Annotated in this window: 26 protein-coding genes; 12 read left to right on the plus strand and 14 right to left on the minus strand. The window is 73.1% G+C overall.

Translation table 11 applies throughout. The features are described 5' to 3' along the window. Positions 1–69: 69 nt before the first annotated feature. The gene (locus QQX10_RS13000; RefSeq protein WP_301119926.1) at positions 70–468 is read right to left on the minus strand and encodes an Rv3235 family protein; all 399 of its coding nucleotides are present in this window, start codon (positions 466–468) and stop codon (positions 70–72) included. Then, entirely contained in the window at positions 465–1,229 is a 765-nt protein-coding gene (locus QQX10_RS13005; RefSeq protein WP_301144571.1) for a LysM peptidoglycan-binding domain-containing protein, read from the minus strand. The genes QQX10_RS13000 and QQX10_RS13005 overlap by 4 nt, the downstream gene beginning before the upstream one ends. A gap of 112 nt (positions 1,230–1,341) precedes the next feature. On the opposite strand from QQX10_RS13005, the gene QQX10_RS13010 reads away from it, so the two are divergent. Next, positions 1,342–1,863, plus strand: coding sequence for a hypothetical protein (locus tag QQX10_RS13010; protein WP_301119930.1), 522 nt, complete (start codon positions 1,342–1,344; stop codon positions 1,861–1,863). On the opposite strand, the gene QQX10_RS13015 is transcribed toward QQX10_RS13010, so the two are convergent. Then, positions 1,860–2,072: a helix-turn-helix domain-containing protein gene (locus tag QQX10_RS13015; RefSeq protein ID WP_301119932.1), complete on the minus strand. Its 213-nt coding sequence runs from the start codon at positions 2,070–2,072 to the stop codon at positions 1,860–1,862. The genes QQX10_RS13010 and QQX10_RS13015 overlap by 4 nt on opposite strands. Positions 2,073–2,180: 108 nt before the next feature. On the opposite strand from QQX10_RS13015, the gene QQX10_RS13020 reads away from it, so the two are divergent. The 3 genes from QQX10_RS13020 to QQX10_RS13030 are packed head-to-tail and all read left to right on the plus strand — an operon-like array spanning position 2,181 to position 4,403. Further along, positions 2,181–2,786 (plus strand): SAF domain-containing protein, encoded by a 606-nt coding sequence (locus tag QQX10_RS13020; RefSeq protein WP_301119934.1) that lies wholly within the window; start codon positions 2,181–2,183, stop codon positions 2,784–2,786. Beyond that, positions 2,786–3,964 (plus strand): CpaE/TadZ family protein, encoded by a 1,179-nt coding sequence (locus tag QQX10_RS13025; protein ID WP_301119936.1) that lies wholly within the window; start codon positions 2,786–2,788, stop codon positions 3,962–3,964. The genes QQX10_RS13020 and QQX10_RS13025 overlap by 1 nt, the downstream gene beginning before the upstream one ends. Before the next feature lie 4 nt (positions 3,965–3,968). Beyond that, positions 3,969–4,403, plus strand: coding sequence for a DUF6912 family protein (locus tag QQX10_RS13030; protein WP_301119938.1), 435 nt, complete (start codon positions 3,969–3,971; stop codon positions 4,401–4,403). Between the two features lie 11 nt (positions 4,404–4,414). Here QQX10_RS13030 and hisN read toward each other — a convergent pair whose 3' ends face one another. Then, positions 4,415–5,200 (minus strand): histidinol-phosphatase, encoded by a 786-nt coding sequence (gene hisN / locus QQX10_RS13035; protein ID WP_301119940.1) that lies wholly within the window; start codon positions 5,198–5,200, stop codon positions 4,415–4,417. 188 nt (positions 5,201–5,388) lie between these two features. Further along, positions 5,389–6,411, minus strand: a complete 1,023-nt coding sequence (gene rsgA, locus QQX10_RS13040; protein ID WP_301119942.1) for a ribosome small subunit-dependent GTPase A — start codon at positions 6,409–6,411, stop codon at positions 5,389–5,391. A 104-nt stretch (positions 6,412–6,515) separates the two neighbouring features. Between rsgA and QQX10_RS13045 the strand changes: the two genes are divergently transcribed. Continuing rightward, entirely contained in the window at positions 6,516–7,499 is a 984-nt protein-coding gene (locus QQX10_RS13045) for a Gfo/Idh/MocA family protein (protein WP_301119944.1), read from the plus strand. Positions 7,500–7,505: 6 nt separating this feature from the next. On the opposite strand, the gene aroA is transcribed toward QQX10_RS13045, so the two are convergent. Continuing rightward, on the minus strand, positions 7,506–8,816 hold the full coding sequence (gene aroA, locus QQX10_RS13050; protein WP_301119946.1) for a 3-phosphoshikimate 1-carboxyvinyltransferase: 1,311 nt from the start codon (positions 8,814–8,816) through the stop codon (positions 7,506–7,508). Beyond that, the gene (locus QQX10_RS13055; RefSeq protein ID WP_301119948.1) at positions 8,813–9,310 is read right to left on the minus strand and encodes a hypothetical protein; all 498 of its coding nucleotides are present in this window, start codon (positions 9,308–9,310) and stop codon (positions 8,813–8,815) included. Before QQX10_RS13055 ends, aroA begins: the two co-directional genes overlap by 4 nt. Positions 9,311–9,399: 89 nt before the next feature. Here QQX10_RS13055 and QQX10_RS13060 point away from each other — a divergent pair, with 89 nt between their 5' ends. After that, the gene (locus QQX10_RS13060; protein WP_436968557.1) at positions 9,400–10,095 is read left to right on the plus strand and encodes a sigma-70 family RNA polymerase sigma factor; all 696 of its coding nucleotides are present in this window, start codon (positions 9,400–9,402) and stop codon (positions 10,093–10,095) included. Beyond that, complete coding sequence (rsrA, locus tag QQX10_RS13065; RefSeq protein ID WP_301119952.1) at positions 10,088–10,333, plus strand: mycothiol system anti-sigma-R factor; 246 nt, start codon at positions 10,088–10,090, stop codon at positions 10,331–10,333. Before QQX10_RS13060 ends, rsrA begins: the two co-directional genes overlap by 8 nt. An 81-nt stretch (positions 10,334–10,414) precedes the next feature. Here the strand turns inward: rsrA and QQX10_RS13665 are convergent, their stop codons facing one another. Then, the gene (locus QQX10_RS13665; protein WP_375730880.1) at positions 10,415–10,489 is read right to left on the minus strand and encodes a 50S ribosomal protein bL37; all 75 of its coding nucleotides are present in this window, start codon (positions 10,487–10,489) and stop codon (positions 10,415–10,417) included. A gap of 159 nt (positions 10,490–10,648) precedes the next feature. Between QQX10_RS13665 and QQX10_RS13070 the strand changes: the two genes are divergently transcribed. Next, complete coding sequence (locus QQX10_RS13070; RefSeq protein ID WP_301119954.1) at positions 10,649–11,737, plus strand: type IV pilus twitching motility protein PilT; 1,089 nt, start codon at positions 10,649–10,651, stop codon at positions 11,735–11,737. A gap of 84 nt (positions 11,738–11,821) precedes the next feature. Here QQX10_RS13070 and QQX10_RS13075 read toward each other — a convergent pair whose 3' ends face one another. From QQX10_RS13075 to QQX10_RS13090, 4 genes are all read right to left on the minus strand, one after another. Continuing rightward, the gene (locus QQX10_RS13075; RefSeq protein WP_301119956.1) at positions 11,822–12,418 is read right to left on the minus strand and encodes a GDSL-type esterase/lipase family protein; all 597 of its coding nucleotides are present in this window, start codon (positions 12,416–12,418) and stop codon (positions 11,822–11,824) included. Next, positions 12,415–16,152 (minus strand): multifunctional oxoglutarate decarboxylase/oxoglutarate dehydrogenase thiamine pyrophosphate-binding subunit/dihydrolipoyllysine-residue succinyltransferase subunit, encoded by a 3,738-nt coding sequence (locus QQX10_RS13080; RefSeq protein WP_301119958.1) that lies wholly within the window; start codon positions 16,150–16,152, stop codon positions 12,415–12,417. Before QQX10_RS13080 ends, QQX10_RS13075 begins: the two co-directional genes overlap by 4 nt. Before the next feature lie 256 nt (positions 16,153–16,408). Beyond that, entirely contained in the window at positions 16,409–17,206 is a 798-nt protein-coding gene (locus QQX10_RS13085; protein WP_301119960.1) for an ABC transporter permease, read from the minus strand. Beyond that, positions 17,203–18,093, minus strand: a complete 891-nt coding sequence (locus QQX10_RS13090) for an ATP-binding cassette domain-containing protein (protein WP_301119962.1) — start codon at positions 18,091–18,093, stop codon at positions 17,203–17,205. Before QQX10_RS13090 ends, QQX10_RS13085 begins: the two co-directional genes overlap by 4 nt. Positions 18,094–18,206: 113 nt before the next feature. Here QQX10_RS13090 and QQX10_RS13095 point away from each other — a divergent pair, with 113 nt between their 5' ends. The 3 genes from QQX10_RS13095 (at position 18,207) to QQX10_RS13105 (ending at position 21,487) form a co-directional block, all read left to right on the plus strand. After that, positions 18,207–19,502: a hemolysin family protein gene (locus QQX10_RS13095; protein ID WP_301119964.1), complete on the plus strand. Its 1,296-nt coding sequence runs from the start codon at positions 18,207–18,209 to the stop codon at positions 19,500–19,502. Further along, entirely contained in the window at positions 19,499–20,539 is a 1,041-nt protein-coding gene (locus QQX10_RS13100; RefSeq protein ID WP_301119966.1) for a hemolysin family protein, read from the plus strand. The genes QQX10_RS13095 and QQX10_RS13100 overlap by 4 nt, the downstream gene beginning before the upstream one ends. Before the next feature lie 156 nt (positions 20,540–20,695). Then, the gene (locus tag QQX10_RS13105) at positions 20,696–21,487 is read left to right on the plus strand and encodes a M15 family metallopeptidase (RefSeq protein ID WP_301120003.1); all 792 of its coding nucleotides are present in this window, start codon (positions 20,696–20,698) and stop codon (positions 21,485–21,487) included. Positions 21,488–21,771: 284 nt separating this feature from the next. On the opposite strand, the gene QQX10_RS13110 is transcribed toward QQX10_RS13105, so the two are convergent. Continuing rightward, positions 21,772–22,593: a class II aldolase/adducin family protein gene (locus tag QQX10_RS13110; protein ID WP_301121844.1), complete on the minus strand. Its 822-nt coding sequence runs from the start codon at positions 22,591–22,593 to the stop codon at positions 21,772–21,774. Positions 22,594–22,902: 309 nt separating this feature from the next. Here QQX10_RS13110 and ald point away from each other — a divergent pair, with 309 nt between their 5' ends. Beyond that, entirely contained in the window at positions 22,903–23,976 is a 1,074-nt protein-coding gene (gene ald / locus QQX10_RS13115; RefSeq protein ID WP_301121842.1) for an alanine dehydrogenase, read from the plus strand. A 48-nt stretch (positions 23,977–24,024) separates the two neighbouring features. Here ald and QQX10_RS13120 read toward each other — a convergent pair whose 3' ends face one another. Continuing rightward, positions 24,025–25,263 (minus strand): MFS transporter, encoded by a 1,239-nt coding sequence (locus tag QQX10_RS13120; protein ID WP_301121840.1) that lies wholly within the window; start codon positions 25,261–25,263, stop codon positions 24,025–24,027. Positions 25,264–25,290 lie beyond the last annotated feature (27 nt).

Genomic DNA, 25,290 nt, shown 5'->3' on the forward strand with positions numbered 1-25,290 from the left:
GCCCCCCCCGCCCGCCGGGGGGGGGGCGCCCCCGGCGGGGGGCCCCCCCTCCCGGCGTCAGTGCGGCGGTCAGCCGAGGTCGAGCACCGTGACCACCCAGCGTCCGGACCAGTCCTCGAGCCGCATGGCGACGGGGTGCGTGCGCTCGCCCACCGCCGCGATCACGCTCACCTCGGCGGCGTCGCGCGACACCCGGCACACCCGGGCCCTGACGATCCGGGCGTCGGGGGCCCCGCGACGCCCGGCGCGCCGGGACAGGGAGTGCTGCCGCGTGAGCGCGTCCCTGAGCTCCGGGGTGATCCATCGCAGGAGCGTGTCGATCCCGTCGCCGCCCCGAGCGACCTGGATCGCGGTGAGCGTGACGGTGCAGGCCAGGGGCGAGGGGTCGCCGAGCACGGCGCGGGCGCGCCCGTAGACGTCCCGGCGGACCGGCGACCGCCCGGTCGCGCCGAGCGGCTCGGCGCTCATCGTCCACCCCCCAGGGTGGGCGGCACCTCGAGCCGCATCCCGACGCTGATCATCCCCGGGTCGTCGCCGATGGCCGCGCGGTTGGCGCGATAGAGGTCGGGCCAGGCCTCCGCGATGCGTGCGTCGCTCGGGCCGTCGCCGAGCAGCGCGGCGGTGATCCGCCACAGCGAGTCGCCGGCGACGACCACGTGCACCTGGGTCGCATCGCCGGTCGAGGTCGAGGTCGAGGTCGAGGTCTGCGTCGGCGGGGGGACGGATGGGCCCGATGGCACGGACGAGGTCGGGGTCGCACCGGGCGACGGCGGCGTCCCCGCGGGTGCCCGCAGCGCCTCCGGAGGTCCGGACCCGAGCGGGGTCGTCCACGCGGACGCCGACGGCGAGGGCGATGGCGCGGTGTGCTCGACCGGCAGCCATCCGACGGGAGGGGTCTCGGTCGACGCGGTGGCGGCGCCCGTCCCGGCCAGAAGCGCGAGCAGGGAGCCCGCCGCGGCGGCTGCGAGGCGGCCGGTCCGCGCGGGGACCGGCCGACCGCGGCGCAGGGCCCGCCACGCGGAGGCGACGTCGGTCACGAACCGCAGGCCGGCCACCGTGGCGAGCACGCCGATCCCGACCGCGGCCGCGTCGGACGGAGTCCACCGTGACCAGTCGGTCGTCGAGCCCAGCCGGTACGTCAGCCACCCGGCCGCGGAGGTGAGCACCGGTGCCGCGACCGCGATCGCGAGGGGTGCGGCGGCCCCGACGCGCGCATCGTTCCTACTCATCATCATGCCCCTTTGATGTTGTTTGATGCTGTTTGATGTCATCTGGTCTACACGACCGCCACGGTGATGTCGACCGGTGGGCGCAGATGGGGGACGGCGGTAGCGTGGCGCCATGCGATGGGAGCGGCTGTTCGACGACCTGGAGGCGCGGCTCGCGGCCGAGCAGCGTGCCGAGCTCGCCGCCGAGGTCGCCGAGCGCGTGGTCGCCGAGCGGTCGGCGGTCGCCATGTCCGCGCGGCTCGCCGCCCACCGGGGCGGCGAGCTCGTGCTGGTCCTCGAGGGCGGGCTGCGGATCCGGGGGACCCTGCGGTCGGTCGCCGCGGACGGGGTGCTGCTCGACATGGATGGCGGCGAGGCACTGATCCCCGAGCACGCGATCGTGGTCGCCGAGAGCCTGGCCCGGCGCGTCGCCGCGCGCGGCGTGGTCGAGTCCCGCCTCCGTCTCACCTCGATGCTGCGGTCGCTCGCGGAGCAGCGCGCGCGGGTGGTGGTCGAGACGGGAGCGGGAACCGCGGCGGGTGCGCTGGTCGGGGTCGGCGCCGACCACGTGGACCTCGAGGGTGACGGACCGGTGCGCACGGTCGCGCTCGCAGCCGTCAGGATCCTCCGCGCGGCGCCCGAGCGTCCGTTCTAGCGGGGCTCGCGCTCCTTCACCTGCTCGCGGGCTGCCGCGTACTGCCGCTCGATGTAGGCCTCGAGCTCGGCACGCTCGACGCGCCAGACCCCGCGTCCCCCGACCTGGATCGCGGGCAGCTCGCCCGATCGCACCAACGCGTACGCCTGCGGCGAGGAGATGTTGAGGATCTCCTGCACATCGCTCAGCTTCAGGAAGCGGGGCTCCATGCCTGCATTGTGGCACGGGCGCGAAGGTCGGCCGCGCTCCCTCCACAGCCCTTTCGTTCAGCTCCGCGACCAGGCATGATGAGGTCATCTGGCGAAGGGGGGCCGCCGATGGACGCTGCGACGCGCCCGGTGCCCGTGCGGCTGCGCCGCCCGGGATGGAGGGACCCGCGCCTCATCGTGGGTGTGCTGCTGATCGCGATCGCCGTCGCCGGGACGGCGCTGCTGCTGCGCTCGGCCGACCGGACGGAGCCCGTGTACGCCGCACGCCACGCGCTCGCGCCGGGAGTGGTGCTGGAGCCGGCCGACCTGGTCGTGGTCGACGTGCGCGTGGGCGACGGCTACGCCGAGCCCGACGCGGTCGAGCCCTGGGGGATGACCGTGACGCGCCCGGTCGGTGCCGGGGAGCTCGTTCCCGTGGCGGCCCTGGCCGAGCCCGCGGACTTCGACGGCCGCCCGGTCGCGGTGAGCGTGTCGCAGCCTCTCGCCGAGGGCGTCGTCCCCGGGGCGCTGGTGGACGTCTGGCTCACGCCGGCGGACGGCACCTCGAGCAGGCGGATCGGCGAGGCGCTGCCCGTCTCGGCGGTCGACGAGGACACGGGCGGGTTCGCCGCCGGCGAGGAGACGGTCTACGTGGTCGTCCCGTCCGCCGACGTCGGAGCCCTGCTGGACGCGCTCGCCGACGAGGGCGCGATCGCGGTGCTCGGGAGCGGCTGATGGGGACTCTGGGGGTGATCGTCGCGGTCACCGGTGCGCGCGAGATCGAGGTGGTCGAGGCGCTCGATGCCGACCCCGGCCTGACGGTGGTGCGCCGATGCGCCGACCTCGCGGAGGCGGTCGCGGTCGCGCGCGCCGGCCTCGGCGACGTCCTGGTGGTCTCGCCGCAGCCGAGGCTCGACCGGGACGCGCTGCGGGCCGTCGCGGACGCAGGCGTGGGCGCGGTGGGGGTGGCCGCCGGGCCCGACGACCTGGCGACGCTGGCCGGGCTCGGGGTGCCGGTGGCCGGCACGGACCTGGTCGAGGCGGTGCGGGTCGCCGCGATCGGCGCCCGGCAGCCGGTGCAGGAGGAGCCGGCGCGGGCGGAGGTCCCGGCCGGCGCCGCGGGCGCCGGGGTCGTGATCACGGTCGGCGGCACCGGTGGCGCGCCGGGACGGACCACGGTCGCGGTCAACGTCGCGGCCGAGCTCGCGGCAGGCGGCCACGAGGTCCTGCTCGTCGACCTCGACACGGTCGGCGCCGCCGTCGCGACGGTGCTCGGGGTCCAGGACGAGTCGGCGGGGATCGCCGCGCTGGCGCACGGCTCGGTCCGCGGCTCCGACCCGTCGTCGCTGCTCGAGAGGCATGCGCTCGCCGTCGGCCCGCGGCTGCGGGTCGTCACCGGCCTGGCGCATGCGTCGCGCTGGGCGGAGCTCTCCGACGCCGCCCTGGAGCCGCTGTGGCCGGTGCTGAGGGCCTCCGCCGACGTCGTGGTCCTCGACACGGCGGCCCGCGTCGGAGGCGAGCGGGACACGGCCGCCGCGGGCGCGGTGCTCGCGGCCGACGCGGTCGTGATGGTCGGGTCCGCGGAGCCGCCGCAGCTCGCCAGGCTCGTGGCCGCGGTGCCCGACCTGGCTGCGGGAGCCGCGGTCGTCGTGAACCGGGTGCGGGCGTCGGTGGCCGGGCCGAACCCCGCGGACGCCATCGCCTCGGTGATGGCGCGGCACACCTCGCTCGACGAGCTCTGGCCGCTGCCGTGGGACGGTCCCGCGTGCGACGACGCGCTGCGCGACGCCCGCACGCTCGCGCAGGCCGCTCCCCGATCTCCGTTGCGGCGGTCGATCGAGTCGCTCGCCCACGCGGTCCTCGCCGACGCGCGCGCCGCCTCGCGGCCCGGGGCGGTCCCGGTGCCAGACTGAGGCCATGCGCGTGTACATCCCCGCCCGTCCCGACCAGATCCCCACGATCACGTCCGGGATGTGGGAGCCGCCGCTGGGCTTCGCGGTCACCGGGCCGCTGCTGGACCTGATCGACAGCGACGACGACGACGAGCTCGCCGAGGTGGTGCTCGACGTCGCCGCGTGGGCCTCGCTCGAGGACCTCGGCGCGCCGCTCCGCCTCGTGATCGTCGCCGAGGTGTCGCGCTCGGAGTCGGAGGCCGCGCCCGACGTGAGCCCGGCGGCGGTCCGCCTCACCGGTCGCATCCCGACGTCCGCCATCGCCTGCGCGTTCATGGACGAGGCCGAGGCGGGCGACGATGCGGCGGGTGCCGCCGCGGGCGACGAGGACGCCGCGGACAGGCTCGCCGAGCGCGACCTGCTCTGGTACGACGCGTCCGAGATCGCCCACCTGGGCTGACACGACGCGGGTCAGGCGAGGCGGCGCATCACCTCGTCGTGCAGCAGGCCGTTGGTGACCAGCGCGTTGCCGCCGTGAGGTCCGGGCGTGCCGTCGACGCCGGTGAACCGGCCTCCGGCCTCCTCGACGATCGCGACGAGCGCCGCCATGTCGTAGAGCGCGAGCTCGGGCTCGGTGGCGATGTCGACCGCGCCCTCCGCGACCATCATGTAGCTCCAGAAGTCCCCGTACGCGCGGGTGCGCCACACGCTGTCTATCAGCCCGAGGAACTGGTCGAGCCGCCCGAACTCCCGCCATTCCGCCAGGTCCGAGTAGGACAGCGAGGCCTGATCGAGCGACGCGACATCCGACACGGTGATCCGTCGCGCCGTCGCCTCCGACGCCCCGAGCCACGCGCCCTGGCCACGGGCCGCGAACCAGCGCCGCCCGAGGGCGGGCGCGGAGACCACGCCGACCGCGGCATCGTCCCCGTCCAGGAGGGCGATGAGCGTCGCCCAGACGGGGACGTCGCGGATGAAGTTCTTGGTGCCGTCGATGGGGTCGACCACCCACCGGCGGGCGCCGGTCCCGGTGGTGCCGTACTCCTCGCCCACGAACGCGTCGTCGGGACGATGCTGGGCGATCAGGTCGCGCGCGGTGCGCTCCGCCGCCCGGTCGACGGCGGTGACCGGGGTGTCGTCGGGCTTGGTCTCGACGGTGAGCTCGCCGGTCGCGAAGTTCGGCAGGGTCACCGCGTCCACCGCGTCGGCGAGGGCGAGGGCGAGCAGCAGGTCGTCGGCGTACGGTCCCGGGGTCATGCGCCCAGGCTAGTGCGCCGGGGTCCGACAGCCGCCCCGCACCCTGAGCGCACCCCCACCGGACAGTCCGCACGGAGTCGGTTCCGGGTCGGCGGCGTGTCGCACCCGATCGGGCCATGGGACCCGGCGTGTCGCGACGGATTCCGTGCGCGCTGTCCGGGGAGAGGAGGGGGAAGGGAAGGGGGGCGTCAGTACGTCTCGCCGGCGGCGCGGGAGGCGAGCAGGCGGCGGATCGAGTCGACGCGCGCCCGCCGTGCCGGGTCGTCGCCGGCCCAGGCGTCGAGCTCGCAGCCCAGCTCCGCGCTCTCGTGGGTGCAGCCGCGGGGGCACCGCTCGTCGGTCGCCTCGGAGACGTCCGGGAAGGCGTGGATGAACCGCTCCGGGTCGACATGCGCGAGCCCGAAGGAGCGCACGCCGGGGGTGTCGACGATCCACCCGCCCGTCGGAACCTCGTATCGGATCGCGGACGTCGATGTGTGGCGCCCGCGGCCCGTGACGTCGTTCACCACGCCCACGGCGCGCCCCGCGTCCGGCACGAGCGCGTTGACCAGCGTCGACTTGCCCACGCCGGAGTAGCCGACCAGGACGGTGGTGAGGCCGTGGAGCTCCTCGCGGAATCGCACGAAGCCAGGATCCGCCTCCGGGCCGCCGTCGCGCTTCACCGAGGTCTCGATCACGGTGACGCCCAGCGGCTCGTAGGCCGCACGCAGCTCGTCCGCGCTCGCGAGGTCGGCCTTCGTCAGCACCAGCAGCGCCGTCATGCCGGCGTCGAAGGCGGCGACCAGGCAGCGGTCGACCATGCGCGCGTTGGGCTCGGGGTCGGCCAGCGCCGTGACGATCGCGAGCTGGTCCGCGTTGGCGACGATCACCCGCTCGGTCGGGTCCGTGTCGTCCGCGGTACGGCTGAGCGAGCTGCGCCGCTCGAGCCGCCTGACCACGCGGGCGAGCGTGTCGGGCTCGCCGGTGACGTCGCCGACCACCTTGACCCGGTCGCCGATCACCAGGCCGCGGCGCCCGAGCTCGCGCGCCTTGACGGCCATCACCACCTCGCCGTCGTGGACCTGGACCGTGTAGCGCCCACGGTCGACCGCGATCACCGTGCCGTCGACAGCCTCCTCGTGAGCCGGGCGGATCTTGGTCCGCGGCCGGGACCCGCGCCTGCTGGGGCGCACGCGCGCGTCGGACTCGTCGTAGCGGCTCCAGTCGCTCACAGGATGTCCGGGGTCCGAGGCATGCCACCAGGGTACCGATGCGGCGCGGGCGGGCGGGCGGCCGGCGACGGTCCTACGCTCGGAGGAGACGGAGGGAGCGTGTCATGGGCGACAGGCTGAGGGTCGGGGTGGTGGGCACGGGCGCCTGGGCGGCGCAGCACGCGCGGATCTTCTCCCGCCGCCGCGACACCGACCTGGTCGGGATCGTGGGCCGCGATCCCGACCGCACCGCGGCGCGGGCGGAGGCCTTCGACACCGTGCCGTTCACCGACGTCGACGCGATGCTCGACGAGGCGCGACCGGACCTGGTCACGGTGTGCCTGCCCAACGAGGCGCACTTCGCGCCCACGCTGCACCTGCTGGGCCGCGGCGTGCCGCTGCTGGTGGAGAAGCCGCTGGTGTTCTCTATGGAGGAGGCGGACGCCCTGCTCGCCGAGGCGGACGCGCGCGGGCTGTTCTTCGCGATCAACCTCAATCACCGGTACGCGGAGCCGGTCGCACGGGCGAAGGCGGCCATCGACGCGGGCGAGCTGGGCGAGGTGGTCTTCGCGACCTGGCGCTTCGGCGGGGAGGCGAACATCGGGACCAGCCCTCACGCCAACCTCATCGAGACGCAGGTGCACGGGATCGACATGCTCGAGCACCTGTGCGGCCCGATCCGCTCGGTCGCGGCGCAGATGACCGACATGACGCTGCCGGGCACGTTCACCACGCTCGCGGTCGCGCTGAGATTCGCGAGCGGCGCCGTGGGCTCGCTGGTCGGCACCTACGACTCCTCGTACGCCTACCCCGCCACCCATCTGGTGGAGGTCAACGGGACGCGCGGCCGGCTCCTGATCGAGGACACCGTCAAGCGGCTGACCGTGTCGCGCGCCGGGGAGGCGACGAGGAGCGTGTGGGAGGCGGGCTACTTCGACGACGAGGCGCGCACGTTCGAATACACGTTCGACCGCCACGTCGCCGCGGTGCTGGCGGCCTTCCGCGCGGGTGAGGCGCCGCCGGTGCACGCGCGCGCGGGTCGCCGCGCGCTCGAGGTGGCGCACGCGATCATCCGCTCCCACGAGACGGGCGCGCGGGTCGAGGTGTGACGCGGGTCAGGCGTCGGCGCCGAGCATGCCGGCCCACATCTGAGGGAAGTCCGGCATCGTCTTCGAGGTGGTGCCGACGTCGAGCACCTTCACCGCGGGGACCGCCAGACCGACGATCGCGGCGAAGGTCGCCATGCGGTGGTCGTGGTAGGTCTCCATGACCGCCCCGGCCAGCCCCTCCGCGGGCATCCCGCCGAACGTGAGCGAGTCGTCGTCCGCGTGGCAGGTCCCGCCCAGGCGCTCGACCTCGGTGGCGATGGCGGCGAGCCTGTCGGTCTCGTGGCCGCGCAGGTGACCGATCCCGGTGAGCCGCGACGGCCCGTCCGCGAGAGCGCACAGCGCCGCGATGGTCGGGGTGATCTCGCCGGCGGGAGACAGGTCGGCGTCGATCCCGGCGATGCGGCCCGTGCCGCTGACCGTCATGACGTCGCCGTCGAGCGTGCACGTCGCGCCCATGCGGGTGAGCAGCTCGGGGTAGTACGCGCCCGGCTGCGTGGTCACGTCGGGCCAGCCCGGGATGCGCACCGTGCCGCCCGCGACCAGGGCCGCCGCCATGAACGGGCCGGCGTTCGACAGGTCGGGCTCGACGCGCACGTCGCCCGGCCGGATCTCGCCGGGGTGCACCACCCAGGTGCGCTCGTCCGGCTGGTCCACGCGGATCCCCGCCTCGCGCAGCGTCTCGCACGTCATGTCGATGTGGGGCAGGCTCGGCAGCGTCTCGCCCGTGTGGCGCACCGTCAGCCCGTGGCGCAGGCGCGGTGCCGTCAGCAGCAGCCCCGTGACGAACTGCGAGGAGGACGAGGAGTCGACCTCCACCTCCGCGGGCATCGCGGCGGGCGGGGTGACGGTGAACGGCAGCGTCCCGGTGCCGCCGTCCTCGACGGTGGCACCGAGCGCGCGCAGCGCATCGAGCAGGGGGCCCATCGGGCGGACGCGGGCGCCCTCGTCGCCGTCGAAGCTCACGGGCCCGTCGGCGAGGAGCACGAGCGGCGGGACGAAGCGCATGACGGTGCCCGCGAGCCCGCAGTCGACGTGGGCGCCGCCGCGCAGCGGGCCGGGGGTCACGCGCCACTCGTCGCCGGAGTCGTCCACCTCGATGCCGAGTCCTCGCAGGGCGCCGATCATGAGGTCGGAGTCGCGGGAGCGCAGGCCTCCGCGGACCGTCACGGGCTCCGCGGCGATCGCCGCCAGCACCAGGAAGCGGTTGGTGAGCGACTTCGACCCGGGCACGGAGACGGTCGCGTCGAGAGGGCCCGAGGCGACGGGCGCGTCCCAGACCTGCCCCGGGCCGGTGCCCGGGACCAGGCCGGCTGTCACGCGGCGCGCTTCTTGGACTTCGCGGCCTTGGCGGTCGCCTTGGCGTCCACGGCCTTCTCCTTCGCCTTCACCTTCTTGGCCTTCTTGCGCGCGATGTGGCGCGCCGAGTGGCCGGCGGTCGCGGCGACCAGGACGCCGCCGACGAGCGACACGTCCTTGAGGAACAGCTCCATCTCCGCCTCGCGGCGGGCCGGGTCCGTCTCCTTCCAGAACGGGTGCGCGAAGACCGCCTTGGCGCCGGCGAGCCCCGCGAGGCCCAGGGCCGAGGCGCGCGGCGAGCGCGACAGCGCGAGCGAGGCCGCGAGGGCGACGGTCAGCGCGCCGTGCACCTTCACGATGTCGACGGCCTTGACCTCCTCCACGCCGAGCTCCTTGAGCGCCGGCTCCACGGTGGGGGCGATCAGGCCGGCGTTGCGCTCGGGCTCGAGAGCGTTCTGCACGCCCCCGTAGACGAACCACGATGCGAGCAAGGGCCTGGCAAGTACACGGAGCATGCTTCTGACGATAGCAAGCGCGAGCGCCCGAGGCACCGGCTTCCGGGACAACCGGGAATGAATCGCGCACAGGTGCCGTTGCCGGTGCCATGACCACCATCGCGGAGACGCCACGCGCCTCGCGAGAGCATCCGGCGGCCAGCGCCGGGGTACGCTCGCAGGCGATGACTCAGCATGCCGATCCAGCCGCCGACTTCGAGGTCGAGGCCCTGTCCTACATGGACCAGCTCTACGCCGCCGCGCTGCGCATGACGCGCAACGCCGCAGACGCGGAGGACCTGGTCCAGGAGACCTACGCCAAGGCCTTCGCCGCGCGCGACAAGTTCACCATGGGCACCAACCTGAAGGCGTGGCTGTACCGCATCCAGACCAACGCCTTCATCAACAGCTACCGCAAGAAGCAGCGGGAGCCGAAGCGGTCGGACGCGGAGAGCGTGGAGGACTGGCAGCTCGCGGCCGCCGCCGAGCACACGTCCAGCGGCCTCGCGTCGGCGGAGGACCACGCGCTGGACTCGCTCGGCGACGACGAGATCAGGCGGGCGCTGTCGGAGCTCTCCGAGGACTTCCGGATGGCGGTCTACCTCTCCGACGTGGAGGGGTTCGCCTACAAGGAGATCGCCGAGATCATGGACACCCCCGTCGGGACCGTGATGTCGCGGCTGCACCGTGGCCGCAAGCTGCTGCGCGAGAAGCTCCGTGACTACGCCGCCGAGCGCGGCCTCTACGAGAAGACGCCGGTCAAGCCCAAGCAGGAGAAGAAGGACGGAGGTGTCTGCGATGCCTGAGCCCGAATGCGAGGAGGCCCTCGACAGGCTCTTCGAGTACATCGACCACGAGCTCCCCGAGGAGGAGATCCACCGGATCGGGGAGCACCTCAAGACGTGTCCGCCGTGCGAGGCGGAGCACAAGATCAACGAGAAGATCAAGAGGCTCGTCAACCAGACCCGTCACGAGACGGCGCCCGATGCCCTGCGCCAGCGCGTGCTCGACGCGATCCGCGCGACCCGCGAGACGCCCGCCTGATCCGAGACGCGCATCGTCCCGCCCGGACATGACAGAAGCCGCATCGGCCATGCCGATGCGGCTTCGTCGTGGTGTCAGCGCTTACGCGTTGGGGCGCTTGCCGTGGTTGGCACCGGACCCGGCGCGGCTCTTGCGCTTGCGGCCTCGCTTGCTCATGGCGTTCCCCTTTCTTGGACGACTCGGACGATGCGGCGGTTCACGATCGACCCCCTATCCTCCCATACGGCGCGGGTTCGTCACACCTGCTTCCATCGGACGGCGGTTCCCCAGTAGCGTCGGCTCAAGCCGAGGCCCTCGGAAGCCGATGGAGGATTCGTGAGCGACCAGCCAGTCTCAGTCATCCCGTTCCTGCACGCCCTCGCGTCGACGGGCGGCTCCGACCTGCACTGCAAGACCGGATCGCCGCCGCGCGTCCGCGTCGACGGCCGCCTGCGCAAGCTGCAGGTGCCGCCGCTGACGCCCGAGGACACGCGCAACATGGTCGCCCAGGTCCTGCCGGAGGACCTGGTCGCCTCCTTCCGCGACACCCATGAGGCCGACTTCGCGTTCTCGCTGTCCGGCGTCGGGCGCTTCCGCGTCAACGCCTACGTCGCCCGGGGCACCGAGTCGCTCGTGTTCCGCCGCGTCGCGGTGGGCGCGCAGAGCTTCGAGGAGCTGGGCCTGCCGCCGGTCATCGCGGACCTCGCGCTCGAGCCTCGCGGCCTGGTGCTGGTGACGGGCCCGACCGGATCCGGAAAGACCACCACGCTCGCCTCGATGGTGGACCTCATCAACAGCTACCGCGAGGTCAACATCATCACCATCGAGGACCCGATCGAGGTCCTCCACTCGGACAAGAAGGCGATCATCTCGCAGCGCGAGGTGCGCTCCGACACGCTCGACTTCACCAACGCGCTGCGCGCCGCGATGCGCCAGGACCCCGACGTGATCATGGTCGGCGAGATGCGTGACATCGAGACCGTCCGCGCGGCGCTGTCCGCCGCCGAGACCGGCCACCTGGTGCTGGCGACGCTGCACACCGTGGACGCGCAGGACACGATCAACCGCATCGTCGACTTCTTCACCCCGCACGAGCAGAACCAGGTCCGCGCGACGCTCGCGCAGACGCTGCGCGGCATCGTCTCCCAGCGCCTGGTGCGCCGCGGCGACGGCACCGGCCGCACGCTCGTCGCGGAGGTCATGGTGAACACCGGCCGCACCGCCGAGGCGATCGTGGACCCGGCGAGCCAGCCTCCCATCCTCGACCTCATCAAGGACGGCGAGTACTACAAGATGCAGACGTTCGACCAGCACCTGTTCCAGCTCGTGGGAGCCGGAACGGTGGCGCTGGACGACGCGCTCGCGATCGCCTCGCGCCCGCACGACCTCATGGTCGAGCTCCGCGGCGCCGGGATCGTCGAGTAGCCGGGGGGATCCGGCCGCGCCACGCACGGCGCCACCGAGGCAGGGCGGTTCGATGAACCGCCCTGCTGACGTGTGCGGCGAGGCTCAGGCGGCGGGCGGCTCGATGCCGAGCCACGAGTGCCAGCGGGAGTGCAGCACCAGCCACGCCATGAGCCCGTAGCCGGCCTGCAGCGGCAGCGCGTCACGGCCCGTCGCCATGTCGGCCGTCCACTGGTCGTGACGCGCGAGCGGCCCGTACATGTCGATGTAGCCCACCTCGCGGCGGGATGCGGCGTCCTCGAGCACCGCCGCGAGCTCGGCGATCCGCGGGTTGTCCTCCTCGCGCCCCGGCGGGGGGCCGGCCATCAGCGTGCGGAAGCCCAGCGCGTGGGCCCGGTCGAGCGCGTTCGCGATGTTCAGGCGCGTCATCGTGGGGGAGACGCCGCGCGTGACGTCGCCGCGGCCGACGGCGAAGAGCACGTGGTTCGCCTCCGCCTCGTCGTGGCGGGTGCGGCGCAGCGCCTCCTCGTCCCAGCGGCTGGTCATCTCCCCGGTGGTCTCGCCGGGCACGGCGAGCACGTGGAAGCGGAGGTCGGGGGCGACCGGGAGCGTGCGTGCTGCGACGCGCCCCGCCCATCCCAGCGCCTTCGGATCCCCGTGACCGGCGACGAGCTCGTCGCCCACCAGGAAGACGTTCCTCATCGCGTGAAGGCCCTCTCGACCAGCTCGGCCTGCTCGGCGGCGTGGCGCGAGGCCTGGCCGGCGGCGGGCGATGCCGACGCGGGCCGGGACACGCAGCCCACCGTGGTGCCGATGATCTGCGGCAGGCTCAGCGAGATCTTCGACCACGCGCCCTGGTTGAGGGGCTCCTCCTGGACCCACAGCACCTCGGCGCCGTCGAAGGGCGCGAGGGCCTCCTTGATCGCGTCGTGGTCGAGCGGGTACAGCTGCTCGAACCGCAGGATCGCGGTGGCGGTGTCGCCTGCCTTGTCGCGCTGGGCGACCAGGTCGTAGTAGACCTTGCCGGCGCAGATCAGCACGCGGTCGACCCCGCCCGGGTCCACCGTGGTGTCGGGGATGACCTCCTGGAACGTGCCCGTGGTGAAGTCCTCCACCTCGGACTGCGCGGCGCGCAGGCGGAGCATGGACTTCGGGGTGAACACCACCATCGGTCGGCGCGGACGGTCGTAGGCCTGGCGGCGCAGCAGGTGGAAGTAGCTGGCCGGGGTCGACGGCATGGCCGCGACCATGTTGTCCTCGGCGCACAGCTGCAGGAACCGCTCGACGCGCGCCGACGAGTGGTCGGGGCCCTGACCCTCGTACCCGTGGGGCAGCAGCAGCACCACGGACGACGACTGCGCCCACTTCTGCTCGGCGGCCGAGATGAACTCGTCGATGATGGTCTGCGCGCCGTTGACGAAGTCGCCGAACTGCGCCTCCCACAGGACCAGCGCGTCGGGACGCTCGACGGAGTAGCCGTACTCGAATCCGAGGCAGGCGTACTCCGACAGCGACGAGTCGAAGATGTGGAGCCGCGCCTGGTCCGAGGACAGGTACAGCAGCGGCGTCCACTCGGCGCCCGTGCGGCGGTCGTGGTAGACCGCGTGGCGCTGCACGAAGGTGCCGCGGCGGCTGTCCTGGCCCGCCATCCGCACCGGGACGCCCTCCTGCAGCAGCGTGCCGAAGGCGAGGATCTCGCCGTAGCCCCAGTCGATGCCGCCCTCGGTGCTCATCTGCTCGCGCTTCTCGAGCAGCTTGCCGAGCTTCGGGTGGACCGTGAAGCCCTCTGGCGGGCGCACGTGGGCGCGGCCGATCCGCTCGACCTGGCTCGCCGAGACGGCGGTCCGCCACCCGACCATGACGCCCGCGTCGGAGGACTGCGAGCTGGGCAGCTCGAGGCCCGAGATCGACTCGGTGTCCGGGCGGGGCTGGTAGCCCTCGCGGGTCTCGATGAACACGCGCTCGAGCTGGGCCAGGTAGTCCTTGGAGACCGTCTCGGCCTCCTCGGTCGTGATGTCCCCGCGACGGATGAGCGACTCGGTGTAGAGGTGGCGCACGGACCGCTTCGCCTCGATGAGGTCGTACATGCGCGGCTGCGTCATCGACGGGTCGTCGCCCTCGTTGTGCCCGCGGCGGCGGTAGCAGACCATGTCGACGATCACGTCGCGCCCGAACCTCTCGCGGTACTCGAACGCGAGCCGGGCGGCGCGCACGCACGCCTCCGGGTCGTCGCCGTTGACGTGGAAGATCGGGACCTGGAAGCCCTTCGCGATGTCCGTGCAGTAGCGCGTGGACCGCGAGTTCTCCGGGCCGGTGGTGAATCCGACCTGGTTGTTGATGATCACGTGCACGGTGCCGCCGGTGCGGTAGCCGCGCAGCTGCGACAGGTTCAGGGTCTCCTGGACGATCCCCTGGCCGGCGAACGCGGCGTCGCCGTGCACCAGGATCGGCAGCACGGGGTAACCGTCGGTCGCCGGGTCGGCGCCGAGGGCGTCGAGCTTCGCGCGGACGATGCCCTCGAGGACCGGGTTGACCGCCTCCAGGTGCGAGGGGTTCGCGGCGAGGTAGACCCGCGTGGACGCGCCCGACTCCGCCGTGAAGGTGCCCTCGGTGCCGAGGTGGTACTTGACGTCGCCCGAGCCCTGCACGGAGCCCGGCACCGCGGTGCCCTCGAACTCGGAGAAGATCTGGCCGTAGCTCTTGCCTGCCAGGTTCGCGAGCACGTTGAGGCGTCCGCGGTGCGCCATGCCGATGCAGACCTCGTGGACGCCGGACTCGGCCGCGGCGCTCATCACCTCGTCGAGCAGCGGGATCAGCGACTCGCCGCCCTCGAGCGAGAACCGCTTCTGTCCCACGTACTTGGTCTGGAGGAAGGCCTCGAACGCCTCCGCCGCGTTGAGGCGGTGGAGGATCCGCAGGTGCTCCTCGCGGCTGGGCTTCGTGTAGCCGTGCTCGAGGCGCTCCTGGAACCACGACCGCTGCTCGCGGTCGGCGATGTGCATGTACTCGAGGCCGATGGTGCGGCAGTAGGCGTCCCGCAGCCGGCTGAGCACCGTGCGCATCTTCCACCGGTCGTGGCCGGCGAAGCCGCCGGTCGAGTAGTGCCGGTCGAGGTCCCACAGCGTGAGGCCGTGGGTCTGGACGTCGAGGTCCGGGTGCTTGCGCGGTCGGCTCGACAGGGGGTCGACGTCCGCCATGAGGTGCCCGCGCGAGCGGTAGGCGTGGATGAGCTCCGCGATGCGGGCGGGCTTGGCGGCCTCCTCCTCGGGCGAGGTCGCGGCGTCCTGGACCCAGCGCACGGGCTCGTAGGGCACGCGGATCGACACGAACACGCGGTCGTAGAAGCCGTCGATGCCGAGCAGCTTCTTGTGCACGAGGCCCAGGAACTCGCCGGACTGGGCGCCCTGGATGACGCGGTGGTCGTAGGTCGACGTCAGGGTGAGCACCTTCGACACGCCCAGGCGGGCGATGGTCTCCTCGGACGCCCCCTGGAACTCCGCGGGGTAGTCCATCGAGCCGACGCCGATGATGGTGCCCTGGCCGTTCATGAGGCGCGGGACGGAGTGGACCGTGCCGATCGTGCCCGGGTTGGTCAGGGTGATCGTCGTGCCCTGGAAGTCGACCGCCTGCAGCGTGCCCTGGCGGGCGCGCCGGACCAGGTCCTCGTAGGAGGACCAGAAGGCGTGGAAGTCCATGCTGTCCGCGCCCTTGATCGACGGCACCAGCAGCTGGCGGGAGCCGTCGGGCTTCGCGAGGTCGATCGCCAGGCCCAGGTTGATCTCGGCGGGGGTCAGCAGCGCGGGCTTGCCGTCCTCCTCGGTGTACGCGACGTTCATCGACGGGAACTCGGCGAGCGCCTCGACGATCGCGTAGCCGATCAGGTGCGTGAAGCTCACCTTGCCGCCGCGCGTGCGCGCGAGGTGGTTGTTGATGACGACGCGGTTGTCCATCAGCATCTTGGCGGGCACCGCGCGGACCGACGTCGCCGTCGGGACGGTGAGGCTCGCCTCCATGTTCTGGACCACGCGTGCGGCCGGGCCGCGCAGGCGCTCGACGCCCTGCGTGACGTCCTTGGCCTCGACGGGCTCGTAGTCCGGGCGCTGCAGGTACGCCGCGGTCGGGGCCTGCGCCGTCGCGATCGGCTGCGTCATCGCGACCGTCTCCGCGGCGGGCTCGGGGGCCTCGGCGCTCGCGGTCGGCTCGGGTGCCGGAGCCGGGGCCGCGGGCGCTGCGGGCGCCTCGGGCGCGGGTGACGATGCGCGGGGTGCCGGCGGCGGGGGCGGCGGCACGTCGCCGTAGCCCTGCGCGGACGAGGTCACGCGCGGCATCGGCTGGGTCGGGGGCTGGGGGACGTGGGGACGGTGGCCCGGGGCGTCCGCGCGGGCGTCGTCGGTGGCGTCCGCCCCGCGGGAGCCGCCCAGGATGAGGGAGGCCACGGCTGGGGCGTCCACGCCACGGGCGACGGGGACACGGTCGGTATCGGGCGCGGAGGTGTCTGGGGACACGTTGAGGCCGCTCGCTTTCTTGGCGCATCAGCGTCGGTGGTGACTGGTGGACCCATCTTCTCCCCTTCCGACACGCCGCCGGAACCACCCACCGCGCATTTGGACAAAGTTTTACCCATGCCAGGGAAGACCAGGGGTGACGCATCGGACGCCCATGGCCGTCATCGTCCGTCCCGGGCCTCCGGGCTCAGGTGATGTCGCGGCGGAAGGAGGTCCGCCAGCCGATCGCCGCGGCGACCAGGCCGTAGCCGAGCAGCACCAGCAGCCCCGCCCACGGGGCGAGCAGGTCGGACAGGCCCGTCGCGGAGTAGAAGGAGCTCCCCGCGATCGCCTCGCCCGCCGCCCCCGGCAGGAAGCGCGCGACGGGCGCGGCGGCATCCCAGTAGCCGAGCCCGATGCGTGCGAGCGGCTCGACGATCTGGGTCCAGACGAGCACGCCGACGACGACCGCGACCTGGTTCGTCACGAGCGTGCCGAAGCCCACCCCGACGAGCATCCAGGCGGCCATGGCCACCGCCCCGAGCGCGAGGGTGCGCCAGGTCGCCGGGTCGTCGAGCATCGTCCCGGTGCCCGCGAGCGCCAGGGCGGGCGCGCCCGCCGCCAGCGCCGCCAGCGAGCTCGCGAGCCCGTACGCGAGGGCGAAGGGGAGCGCGGCCAGCAGCTTGGCGGCCGCGACCCGGGTGCGCCGCGGCTCGGCCAGCACCGACGTCTGGAACGTGCGGTGGCGGAACTCCTGGGTCACGATGATCGCGCCGAACGCCAACGGGAACACGTATCCGAGGGTCACGCCCGCCGAGTAGACGGTGAGCGCGAGCTGGTCCGGAGGGACGGTGAGCTCGTCGCCGGGCTGCTGGCCGCCGAGCCCGATCGCCAGCGCGAGCGCCCCAGCGAGGAAGGCGACCGCGCCGCCCATCGCGGCGAGGAGCGCCCACCACAGGCGGGTGGTGAGGATCTTGCGCAGCTCGGCGCGGACGGCCGCGGTCATGCCGCCTCCTCCGTGAGTCGCAGGAAGACCTGCTCGAGCGTCTCGCCGGACTCCGCGAGCCCGTGCACCTCGAGACCCGCGGCGAAGGCGCGGGCCCCCACCTCGGCGGCGTCCGCGTGGGCCACCACGAGCTCGTGCGGGGACGTGAGGCGTGACCCGGGCCAGTCGTCAGCGAGCCGCGCGAGCCGGTCGGCGTCGGGTGACACCAGGGTGGTCGCCGGGTGCGCGAGCCGGCGCAGCTCGGCGAGCGAGGAGGCGTGGCGGATCCGGCCCTGCGCGATCACCACCACGTCGTCGACCGTCTGCTCCACCTCCCCGAGCAGGTGGGAGGAGAGCAGCACCGTCCCGCCGCGCGCGGCGAAGTCGCGGACGAAGCCCCGCATCCACGTGATGCCCGCGGGGTCCAACCCGTTCGCGGGCTCGTCGAGCACCAGGGCAGTCGGCTCCCCGAGGAGCGCCGTGGCGAGGCCCAACCGCTGCCGCATCCCCATCGAGAAGCCGCCGACGCGGCGGTTCGCCGCGTCGCTCATGCCCACCATGGCCAGCGCATCGTCGCACCGCGCATCGTCGGCGTCGACGAGCGGCGCGACCGTCCGGAGATGGGCGCGTGCGGTGCGGCCGGGGTGGAACGCACCCTCGAGCAGCGCGCCCACGACGGCGGCGGGCCGCTCGAGCTCGGCGTAGGCGTGGTCGCCGATGCGCGCAGAGCCGGCGGTCGGCGCGACCAGGCCGAGCAGCGCGCGGAGGGTGGTCGACTTCCCGGCACCGTTCGGCCCCAGGAATCCGGTGACCCGGCCCGGCTCGGCGGCGAACGACACGTCCTCGACGGCCGTCACCGTGCCGAACCTCTTCGTGAGGCCGGCGATCGCGATGCGTGGACCCTCCATGCGCACTCTCCTTAAGAGTTGTTATAGAGGAACTATAACACTTTGACCCTGCCGTCGCGCCACGCCCGGCTGTATCCTTGCGACACCATGGACCCTGACAGTTCCCGTCCCCGATGACCGCCTGGATCCTGATCGGCGTGGGCGTGCTCCTCACGCTCGGCACGGCGGTGTTCGTCGCGGCCGAGTTCTCGCTCGTCGCCCTCGATCCGGCCCATGTGGACGACGAGAAGGACCGCCGGGTGCGCCGCGCGCTGTCGCGCCTCTCCACGCAGCTCTCGGGTGCGCAGGTCGGGATCACGCTCACCACGATCCTGCTCGGCTTCACCGCGCAGCCGGCGCTGGTCGAGCTGCTCGAGGTGCCGCTGTCGACCTCGACGGTGACGCGCGCCGCCTCCGGGGCGCTCGCGGGCGCGCTCGCGGTGATCCTGGTCAACGCGTTCTCGATGCTGTTCGGCGAGCTGGTGCCCAAGAACATGGCGCTCGCGGCGCCCCTGCGCACGGCGCGGGTGGCGGCGCCGCTGAACATGGGGTTCACCGTCGCGCTGCGCCCCCTGATCGCGGCGCTCAACTCTGCTGCGAACGGGATCCTGCGGCTGATCGGCATCGAGCCGAAGGAGGAGCTTGCCGGCGGACGGTCCCGGCAGGAGCTCGCGGCGCTGGTGCGCCGCAGCGCCGAGGCGGGCACCCTCGCGCCGTCGACGGCGCTGCTGCTGAAGAACAGCATCGAGCTCGACGACCTCGCGGCGATCGATGTCATGACCGACCGCACCCGCCTTCATGTGCTGCCGCGCGACGCGGTCGCCGCGGACGTGCTCGCCGCCGCGCGCGCGACCGGACACTCGCGCTTCCCGGTCGTGGGCGACGGCCACGACGACGTGCTCGGGCTGGTCCACCTGCGTGCGGCGATCGCGGTCCCCGCCCACGAGCGCGCCGCGCGACCGGTCCGCGAGCTCATGGTGGAGGCGCCCCGCATCCCGGAGACCATGCAGATGGGGCCGCTGCTCGTCGAGCTGCGCGGCCTGGGCCCGCAGTGCGCGATCGTGGTCGACGAGTACGGCGGCACCGCCGGGCTCGTGACCCTCGAGGACGTGGTCGAGGAGCTCGTGGGGGAGGTGGCCGACGAGCACGACCGGCGTCGTGCGTCGGTCCACCGGGTGCCCGGCGGCGCGTGGATCGTCCCCGGCGACCTGCGCCCCGACGAGGTCCGCGAGCGCACGGGCCTGGTGGTGCCGGAGTCGCCCGCCTACGAGACGGTGGGGGGCTTCATCATGGCCGCGCTCGGCCGCGTGGCGGCCGTCGGCGACATCGTCGACCACGACGGCGTCCACCTGCGGGTCGAGCGCATGGACGGCCGCCGGATCGACCGGGTGCGACTCGCGCCGATCGCGGAGCCGGAGGGCGAGGGATGACCGCCGAGATGGTCGCCGTGGTCGCGGGCCTGCTGCTGGCGAACGCCTTCTTCGTCGGCGCCGAGTTCGCCATCATCTCCGCGCGGCGCAGCTCGATCGAGCCGCGCGCGGAGGAGGGGTCGCGCGCCGCCCGCACCGTCCTGTGGGCGATGGAGCACGTCTCCCTGATGCTCGCGACGGCGCAGCTGGGCATCACGGTCTGCTCGGTCACCCTCGGTGCCGTCGCGGAGCCGGCGCTCGCTCACGCGCTCGAGCCCATGCTCCACTCGTGGGGGCTCCCTGAGGGGACCGCCCACGGCGTGGCCGTCGCGATCGCCCTGCTCGTGATCGTCGGCCTGCACGTCGTGGTCGGCGAGATGGTGCCGAAGAACTCCGCGGTGTCGAGCCCGGACCGCGCCGCGCTGGTGTTCGGCCCCCCGCTCGTGGCCATCGCTCGGGTGGTGAAGCCGGTGATCGGGGCGCTGAACTGGGTCGCGAACCACGTGGTGCGGCTGTTCGGGCTCGAGCCCAAGGACGAGGTCACGAGCGCCTTCACCGCGGACGAGGTCCACAGCATCGTCGAGCGGTCGAGCGCCGAGGGCACCATCTCCGACCCGACCGGCCTGCTCACCGGCGCGCTCGAGTTCTCCGACCGTTCGGTGGCCGAGGTGATGGTCCCGGTCGATCGGGTCCGCGCCCTCGAGCTCGGCGTCACGGTCGACGGGCTCGAGCGGGCCGCGACCGACACGGGCTTCTCGAGGTTCCCGGTCACCGAGGCCGGGCGCTTCATCGGCTACCTGCACATCAAGGACACCCTGTTCGCTCGGCCGGGGGAGCGCGAGGACCCGATCCAGGCGTGGCGGGTGCGGGACCTGCCCGCGATCGACGCGGAGGCCGAGATCGAGCTCGCGCTCGCGCTGATGCGCCGCTCGGGGGCCCACGTCACGGCGGTCGAGCGCGACGGGTCCACCCTCGGGATGGTCTTCCTCGAGGACATCCTGGAGGAGCTCGTGGGCGAGGTCCGCGATTCTCTCGCACGTCGTGATCAGGTGATCTAGCAGGCACCTCGCAACTAAGTCAGGCCGCTGTGAGCAGTGTCATACCCAGGGGGGTTGGCCTGACCGTTACCAATCGGTAATATTTGCGCAGGCGCTTGCATGGACCTCACCTCGAGCGCTCAGATGACAGCTTCGCCTGAGGAGGCCAGTGTGAGCATGCGCGGACCCGTGCATCGGCACCGTCCTGCGCACCCCTCGCGCCGCCAGCTCCGCATCGAGCGCACCCAGGAGATCCAGGTCCGCACCACCCATCGCCGGCGCAAGCTGCTGACGCGCGGAGGGGTCATCCTCGGCTTCCTCGGCGCGATGGTGGTGTACCCGGTGATGGGCACCATCACGCCGTACGCGAACGCCGCCGAGCAGCTCCCTGGCGTGGTCGAGGGGCAGGCCCCCACCATGTCGACCGCGATCCTCGGCGCCGGCCCGCAGTTCGAGTCCTCGGACCTGCCGCTGCCCACCGTCGACGACCAGTCCACGGTGGTCCTCACGGAGAACGACATCCCCGTCGCGTCCTCGCTGCTGCCGGACTGCGACCCGGAGTTTGACGACACCACCTCGAACGGCCGACTCCGCGCCGACCAGCTGTGCAGCCTCTGGGTCGCCGGCGAGCAGCTCCGCCCCGACGCGGCGCTCGCGCTCGCGGCGCTCAACGAGCAGTTCAAGACCGCCTTCGGCACCAGCATCTGCATCGCGGACTCGTACCGCAGCCTCTCCGAGCAGTACGCCACCAAGGCGTCCCGCGGGTACCTGGCGGCCAGCCCCGGCACCTCGATGCACGGCGAGGGCCTGGCCATCGACCTGTGCCGCACGCAGGCCTCGGGCGTCTACTACCGCTGGCTCTCGAACAACGCGGAGACCTTCGGCTTCTGGAACCCCGACTGGGCCAAGTGGTCGAAGTACGAGCCCTGGCACTGGGAGTACCTGCCCGGCACCGGCATCTACTGGTGACCCACGCGGGGCGCGACCCCCGCATCGTCCCGGCCCGCGACGCATCGTCGCGGGCCTTCTGCGTCCCCGACCGAGGGCGCCCCGCACCCACGCCGAAATGGAGGATCGGGGGCCGACAACCCCCGCGGTGGGGGGCCCCGACACCAACTCCAGCGCCCCACGCCGGCCCCCACGCGCCCCCCCCCGCAAGGGCCGCACGGGGCCCCCACCCCCCCCGCGTGCGCCCCCCGATCCTCCATCTCGTGCACCTCAGGCGGCCTCCGAGGCGCACCGCCGGTCCCGGATCAGAGCCAGGGGGAGTCGATCGAGAACGTGGTGGCGACCCCGTTGATCTCGTCCTTGGTGAGGCCCTCGGCGCGGCCTCCGGCAACCAGGTCCATGTACTCGTACTTCGCGCCGGTCTCGGCGTACTCGACGCGATCGACGGCACGGTAGACGGAGACGTCGGACCGCGACATGGTGCCGTGCTTCGACCACAGGGTGATCTCGAAGTCGCGCAGGCCGGTGACGTTCGCCTCGCCCATCTCCTCCGAGCCGGGGATGAAGAACGGCAGCACCGCGATGCCCTGCGACAGCGAGACGATGCTCTCGGGCTCCCAGCGCAGGATGGCGCGGTTCATGCGCTCGGTGTCGCGGTACGCGGGGATGTGCGAGAGGTAGGTGAGGTGCGGGGGCTGCGCGTGCACCACGGCCTGGAAGTCGACGCCGCGTCGCTCGACCTGGTCCTGGTGGACCGCGAGGTGGGAGTTGAACTCCGAGGTGAGGCGGGCGAACTTGCGGGTGTTCGAGGTGTAGAGCGTGCCGGTGCGGCCGCCCTCGTGGATCTTCACCGCGCCGATCGCGGCGAGGGGCTCGGCCTCGATCTGGCGCAGGCGGCGGCCGGAGCCGGTCGCGAGCACGGTGCCGCCGGCGAGGGCGGGCGCGGGGACGGGGAGCTCGATCTCCTCGGCGTTGGGGAAGTGGCGGCGGACCTCCACATCCCATCCCATGTAGACCGAGATGTTGCCGGCGCCGGCCTCGGAGGCGTCAATCTCGCAGATGCGTGCGCCGCATTCGCCGATCTGTTCGATGATCTCGTCGAGCGTGGGCTTCGGGTCGGTGGCCACTGTGCGTCTCCTTGTGATGTGGGGCGCGGCACCTCTGTCGCGCCGTTGCGGATGGCGGTCCTCACCTCGCTTCCGCGAAGTGTTGAAACGATTCAATCATAGCCTGAGATGGCAGCGCGAGTCGAAGGTCCCGGGTGTCCGGCGCGCGGGCGGCCGCGGCCGGTCTGTCCGGGATCCCGGGGCGGCTGTGGTCCTGCGCGAGGGCCGCACCGATACTGGGAGCAGAGGCGGCCGACAACCCGGGCCGCACGAGGACGCACACCGCCGTGCCCCACCCCGCACGGCGGTGTGCCCACCGAGGAGGCAGCCGTGCTGGTCGGAGTCCCCACCGAGACCAAGAACCGCGAGACCCGCGTCGCGCTGACCCCGTCGGGCGCGCACGCGCTGGTGGCAGCCGGCCACCAGGTGGTGGTCCAGCGCGCGGCGGGCGAGGGGTCCGCCTACGAGGATGACGAGTACCTGCTCGCCGGCGCCGTCCTCGGCACGGCAGCGGACGCCTGGGCGGCGGACCTGGTGCTGAAGGTCAAGGAGCCCCAGCCCGAGGAGCTCCCGCTGCTGCGCGACAACGTGCTGTTCACGTTCCTGCACCTCGCCGCCAACCCCCGCCTTGCGGACGCGCTGTGCACCGCCGGCACCACCGCGCTGTCCTACGACACCGTCCAGCTCGACGACGGCTCCCTGCCGCTGCTCACGCCCATGAGCGAGGTCGCCGGCCGGCTCGCCGTGCTCGAGGGGGCGCACCATCTGCTGAGCCCGCAGGGCGGGCGCGGCGTGCTCCTCCCCGGCGTCCCTGGCGTGCCCGGGGCGCGCGTGACGATCCTCGGCGCCGGGGTCGCCGGATCCAACGCGGTGGGTCAGGCGGTCGCGATGGGCGCGGACGTGACGGTGCTCGACCTCTCGCTGCCGAAGCTGCGCGCGCTCGACGAGCGGTTCGGCGGCCGGGTGAGCACGGTCGCCTCGACCGCGCACACGGTCGAGGACGCGGTGCTGGGCGCGGACCTGGTGATCGGCGCCGTGCTGGTGCCGGGGCGCCCCGCGCCGACGGTCGTGAGCCACGCGATGGTGGCGGGGATGCGCCGCGGCAGCGTCCTGGTCGACATCGCGATCGATCAGGGCGGCTGCCTGGAGGACTCCCGCCCGACCACGCATGACGCGCCGGTGTTCGAGGTCGAGGGCTCGCTGCTCTACTGCGTCGCGAACATGCCGGCCGCGGTCGGCTCGACCGCGACCCGTGCGCTCGCGAACGTCACGCTGCCGTACGTGCTGCGGCTCGCGTCCGGCGTCGACGCGGCGGTGCGGGACGATGCGGCGCTCGCGCGTGGCGTCAACGTCCGGGGCGGCCAGGTGGTCCACCCGGCGGTCGCCGAGGCGCTCGGCGTCTAGACGCGGCGAGAGGGGGCCGGGTGGGACCCGACCCCCTCTCGCGTGCCGTCAGGCCGCGGCGACTGGAGCCGCGGCCGTGGCGGGCTTGGCGACGACGACGGCCGTGAGGCCCGCCGCGATCAGCGCGCCCACGCCGACCACGCCGACGGCGGCCGGCAGCGACCCGACGCCGCCGACGATGCCCTGCATGACGAGCGGCGTGAGGAACTGGCCGAGGAAGAAGGCCATGGTCCACAGGCCGGTCACGCGCCCGCGCTCCTCGAAGCGCAGCGGCGCGATGGTCCAGGTGACCAGGGTGGGCAGCAGCAGGCCCGAGCCGGCCGAGGCGATCGCCGCGCCGATCCCGACGCCGATGAACGCGGTGCCCATCAGCGCGATGACGGCCATGCCGATCGCCTGCAGCCCGAACGCGATCGGCAGCAGCACCTTGGGCGTGAGCCGCGCGATGCGGGCGAAGGTGAACGCTCCCGCCGCGGTGGCGAGAGAGGCGACCGCCGCGACCGTGCCGATGGTGCGGGTGTCCTCGGGCGCGACCCCGGTGCCGACCACCAGGTAGCTCGCCTCGATGATGAGCACGTAGAACGAGAAGCCCCCGAACAGCGTGACGGCCAGCGGCAGCGCGATCCGGCCCCACGGGATGCGGACCTTGACGCCCTCGGCGACGTGGGTGTCGGTCGAGTCGTGCCGGCTCGGCTCCCACAGCCCGCCGATCATCAGCACGCCGATCGCGGCCGCGATCGTGTACACCCAGAACGGCGTGTGCCAGCCGCCGACGCCGAGGGCGCCGCCGATCGCGATGAACACCGTGGCGCCCAGGGTGGTGACCACCGTCTGGAGCCCCAGGTACTTGTTGCGGCGCCGCTCCTCGTGGAAGTAGTCGACGATCAGCGTGGTGCAGACCGTCATGATGGCGGCCTCGAAGACACCCACGAGCACGCGGCTGATGAGGATGGACTGCAGGGTGGTGAGCAGCGCGGGCGCGGCACCCGCGAGCGCGTAGGCGAACATCGCGATGACCAGCAGCGGCTTGCGCCCGAGGCGGTCGACGATCTGCCCCGCGAACGGCGCGAACACCGCGATCATGAGCGCGGGGATCGCGACGATCATGGGCACCAGCACCTCGGCGCCCGGCTGACCGCCGAACTCCGCGGAGAGCTGGGGAAGGATCGGGGTGATGAGCACGGAGCCCATCACCGGCATGCAGCTGCCGGCGAGCAGCAGGGCTGCCTGCCAGCCGCCGGCGCGTCGGGCCGGCGCGGTGGCGCCGGCGGTGGTCTGACTCGTCATTGAATCTCCCGGGGTGAGAAGGGCGGT

Source organism: Demequina lignilytica (assembly GCF_030418305.1).
In the GTDB taxonomy this organism is placed as follows: domain Bacteria; phylum Actinomycetota; class Actinomycetes; order Actinomycetales; family Demequinaceae; genus Demequina; species Demequina lignilytica.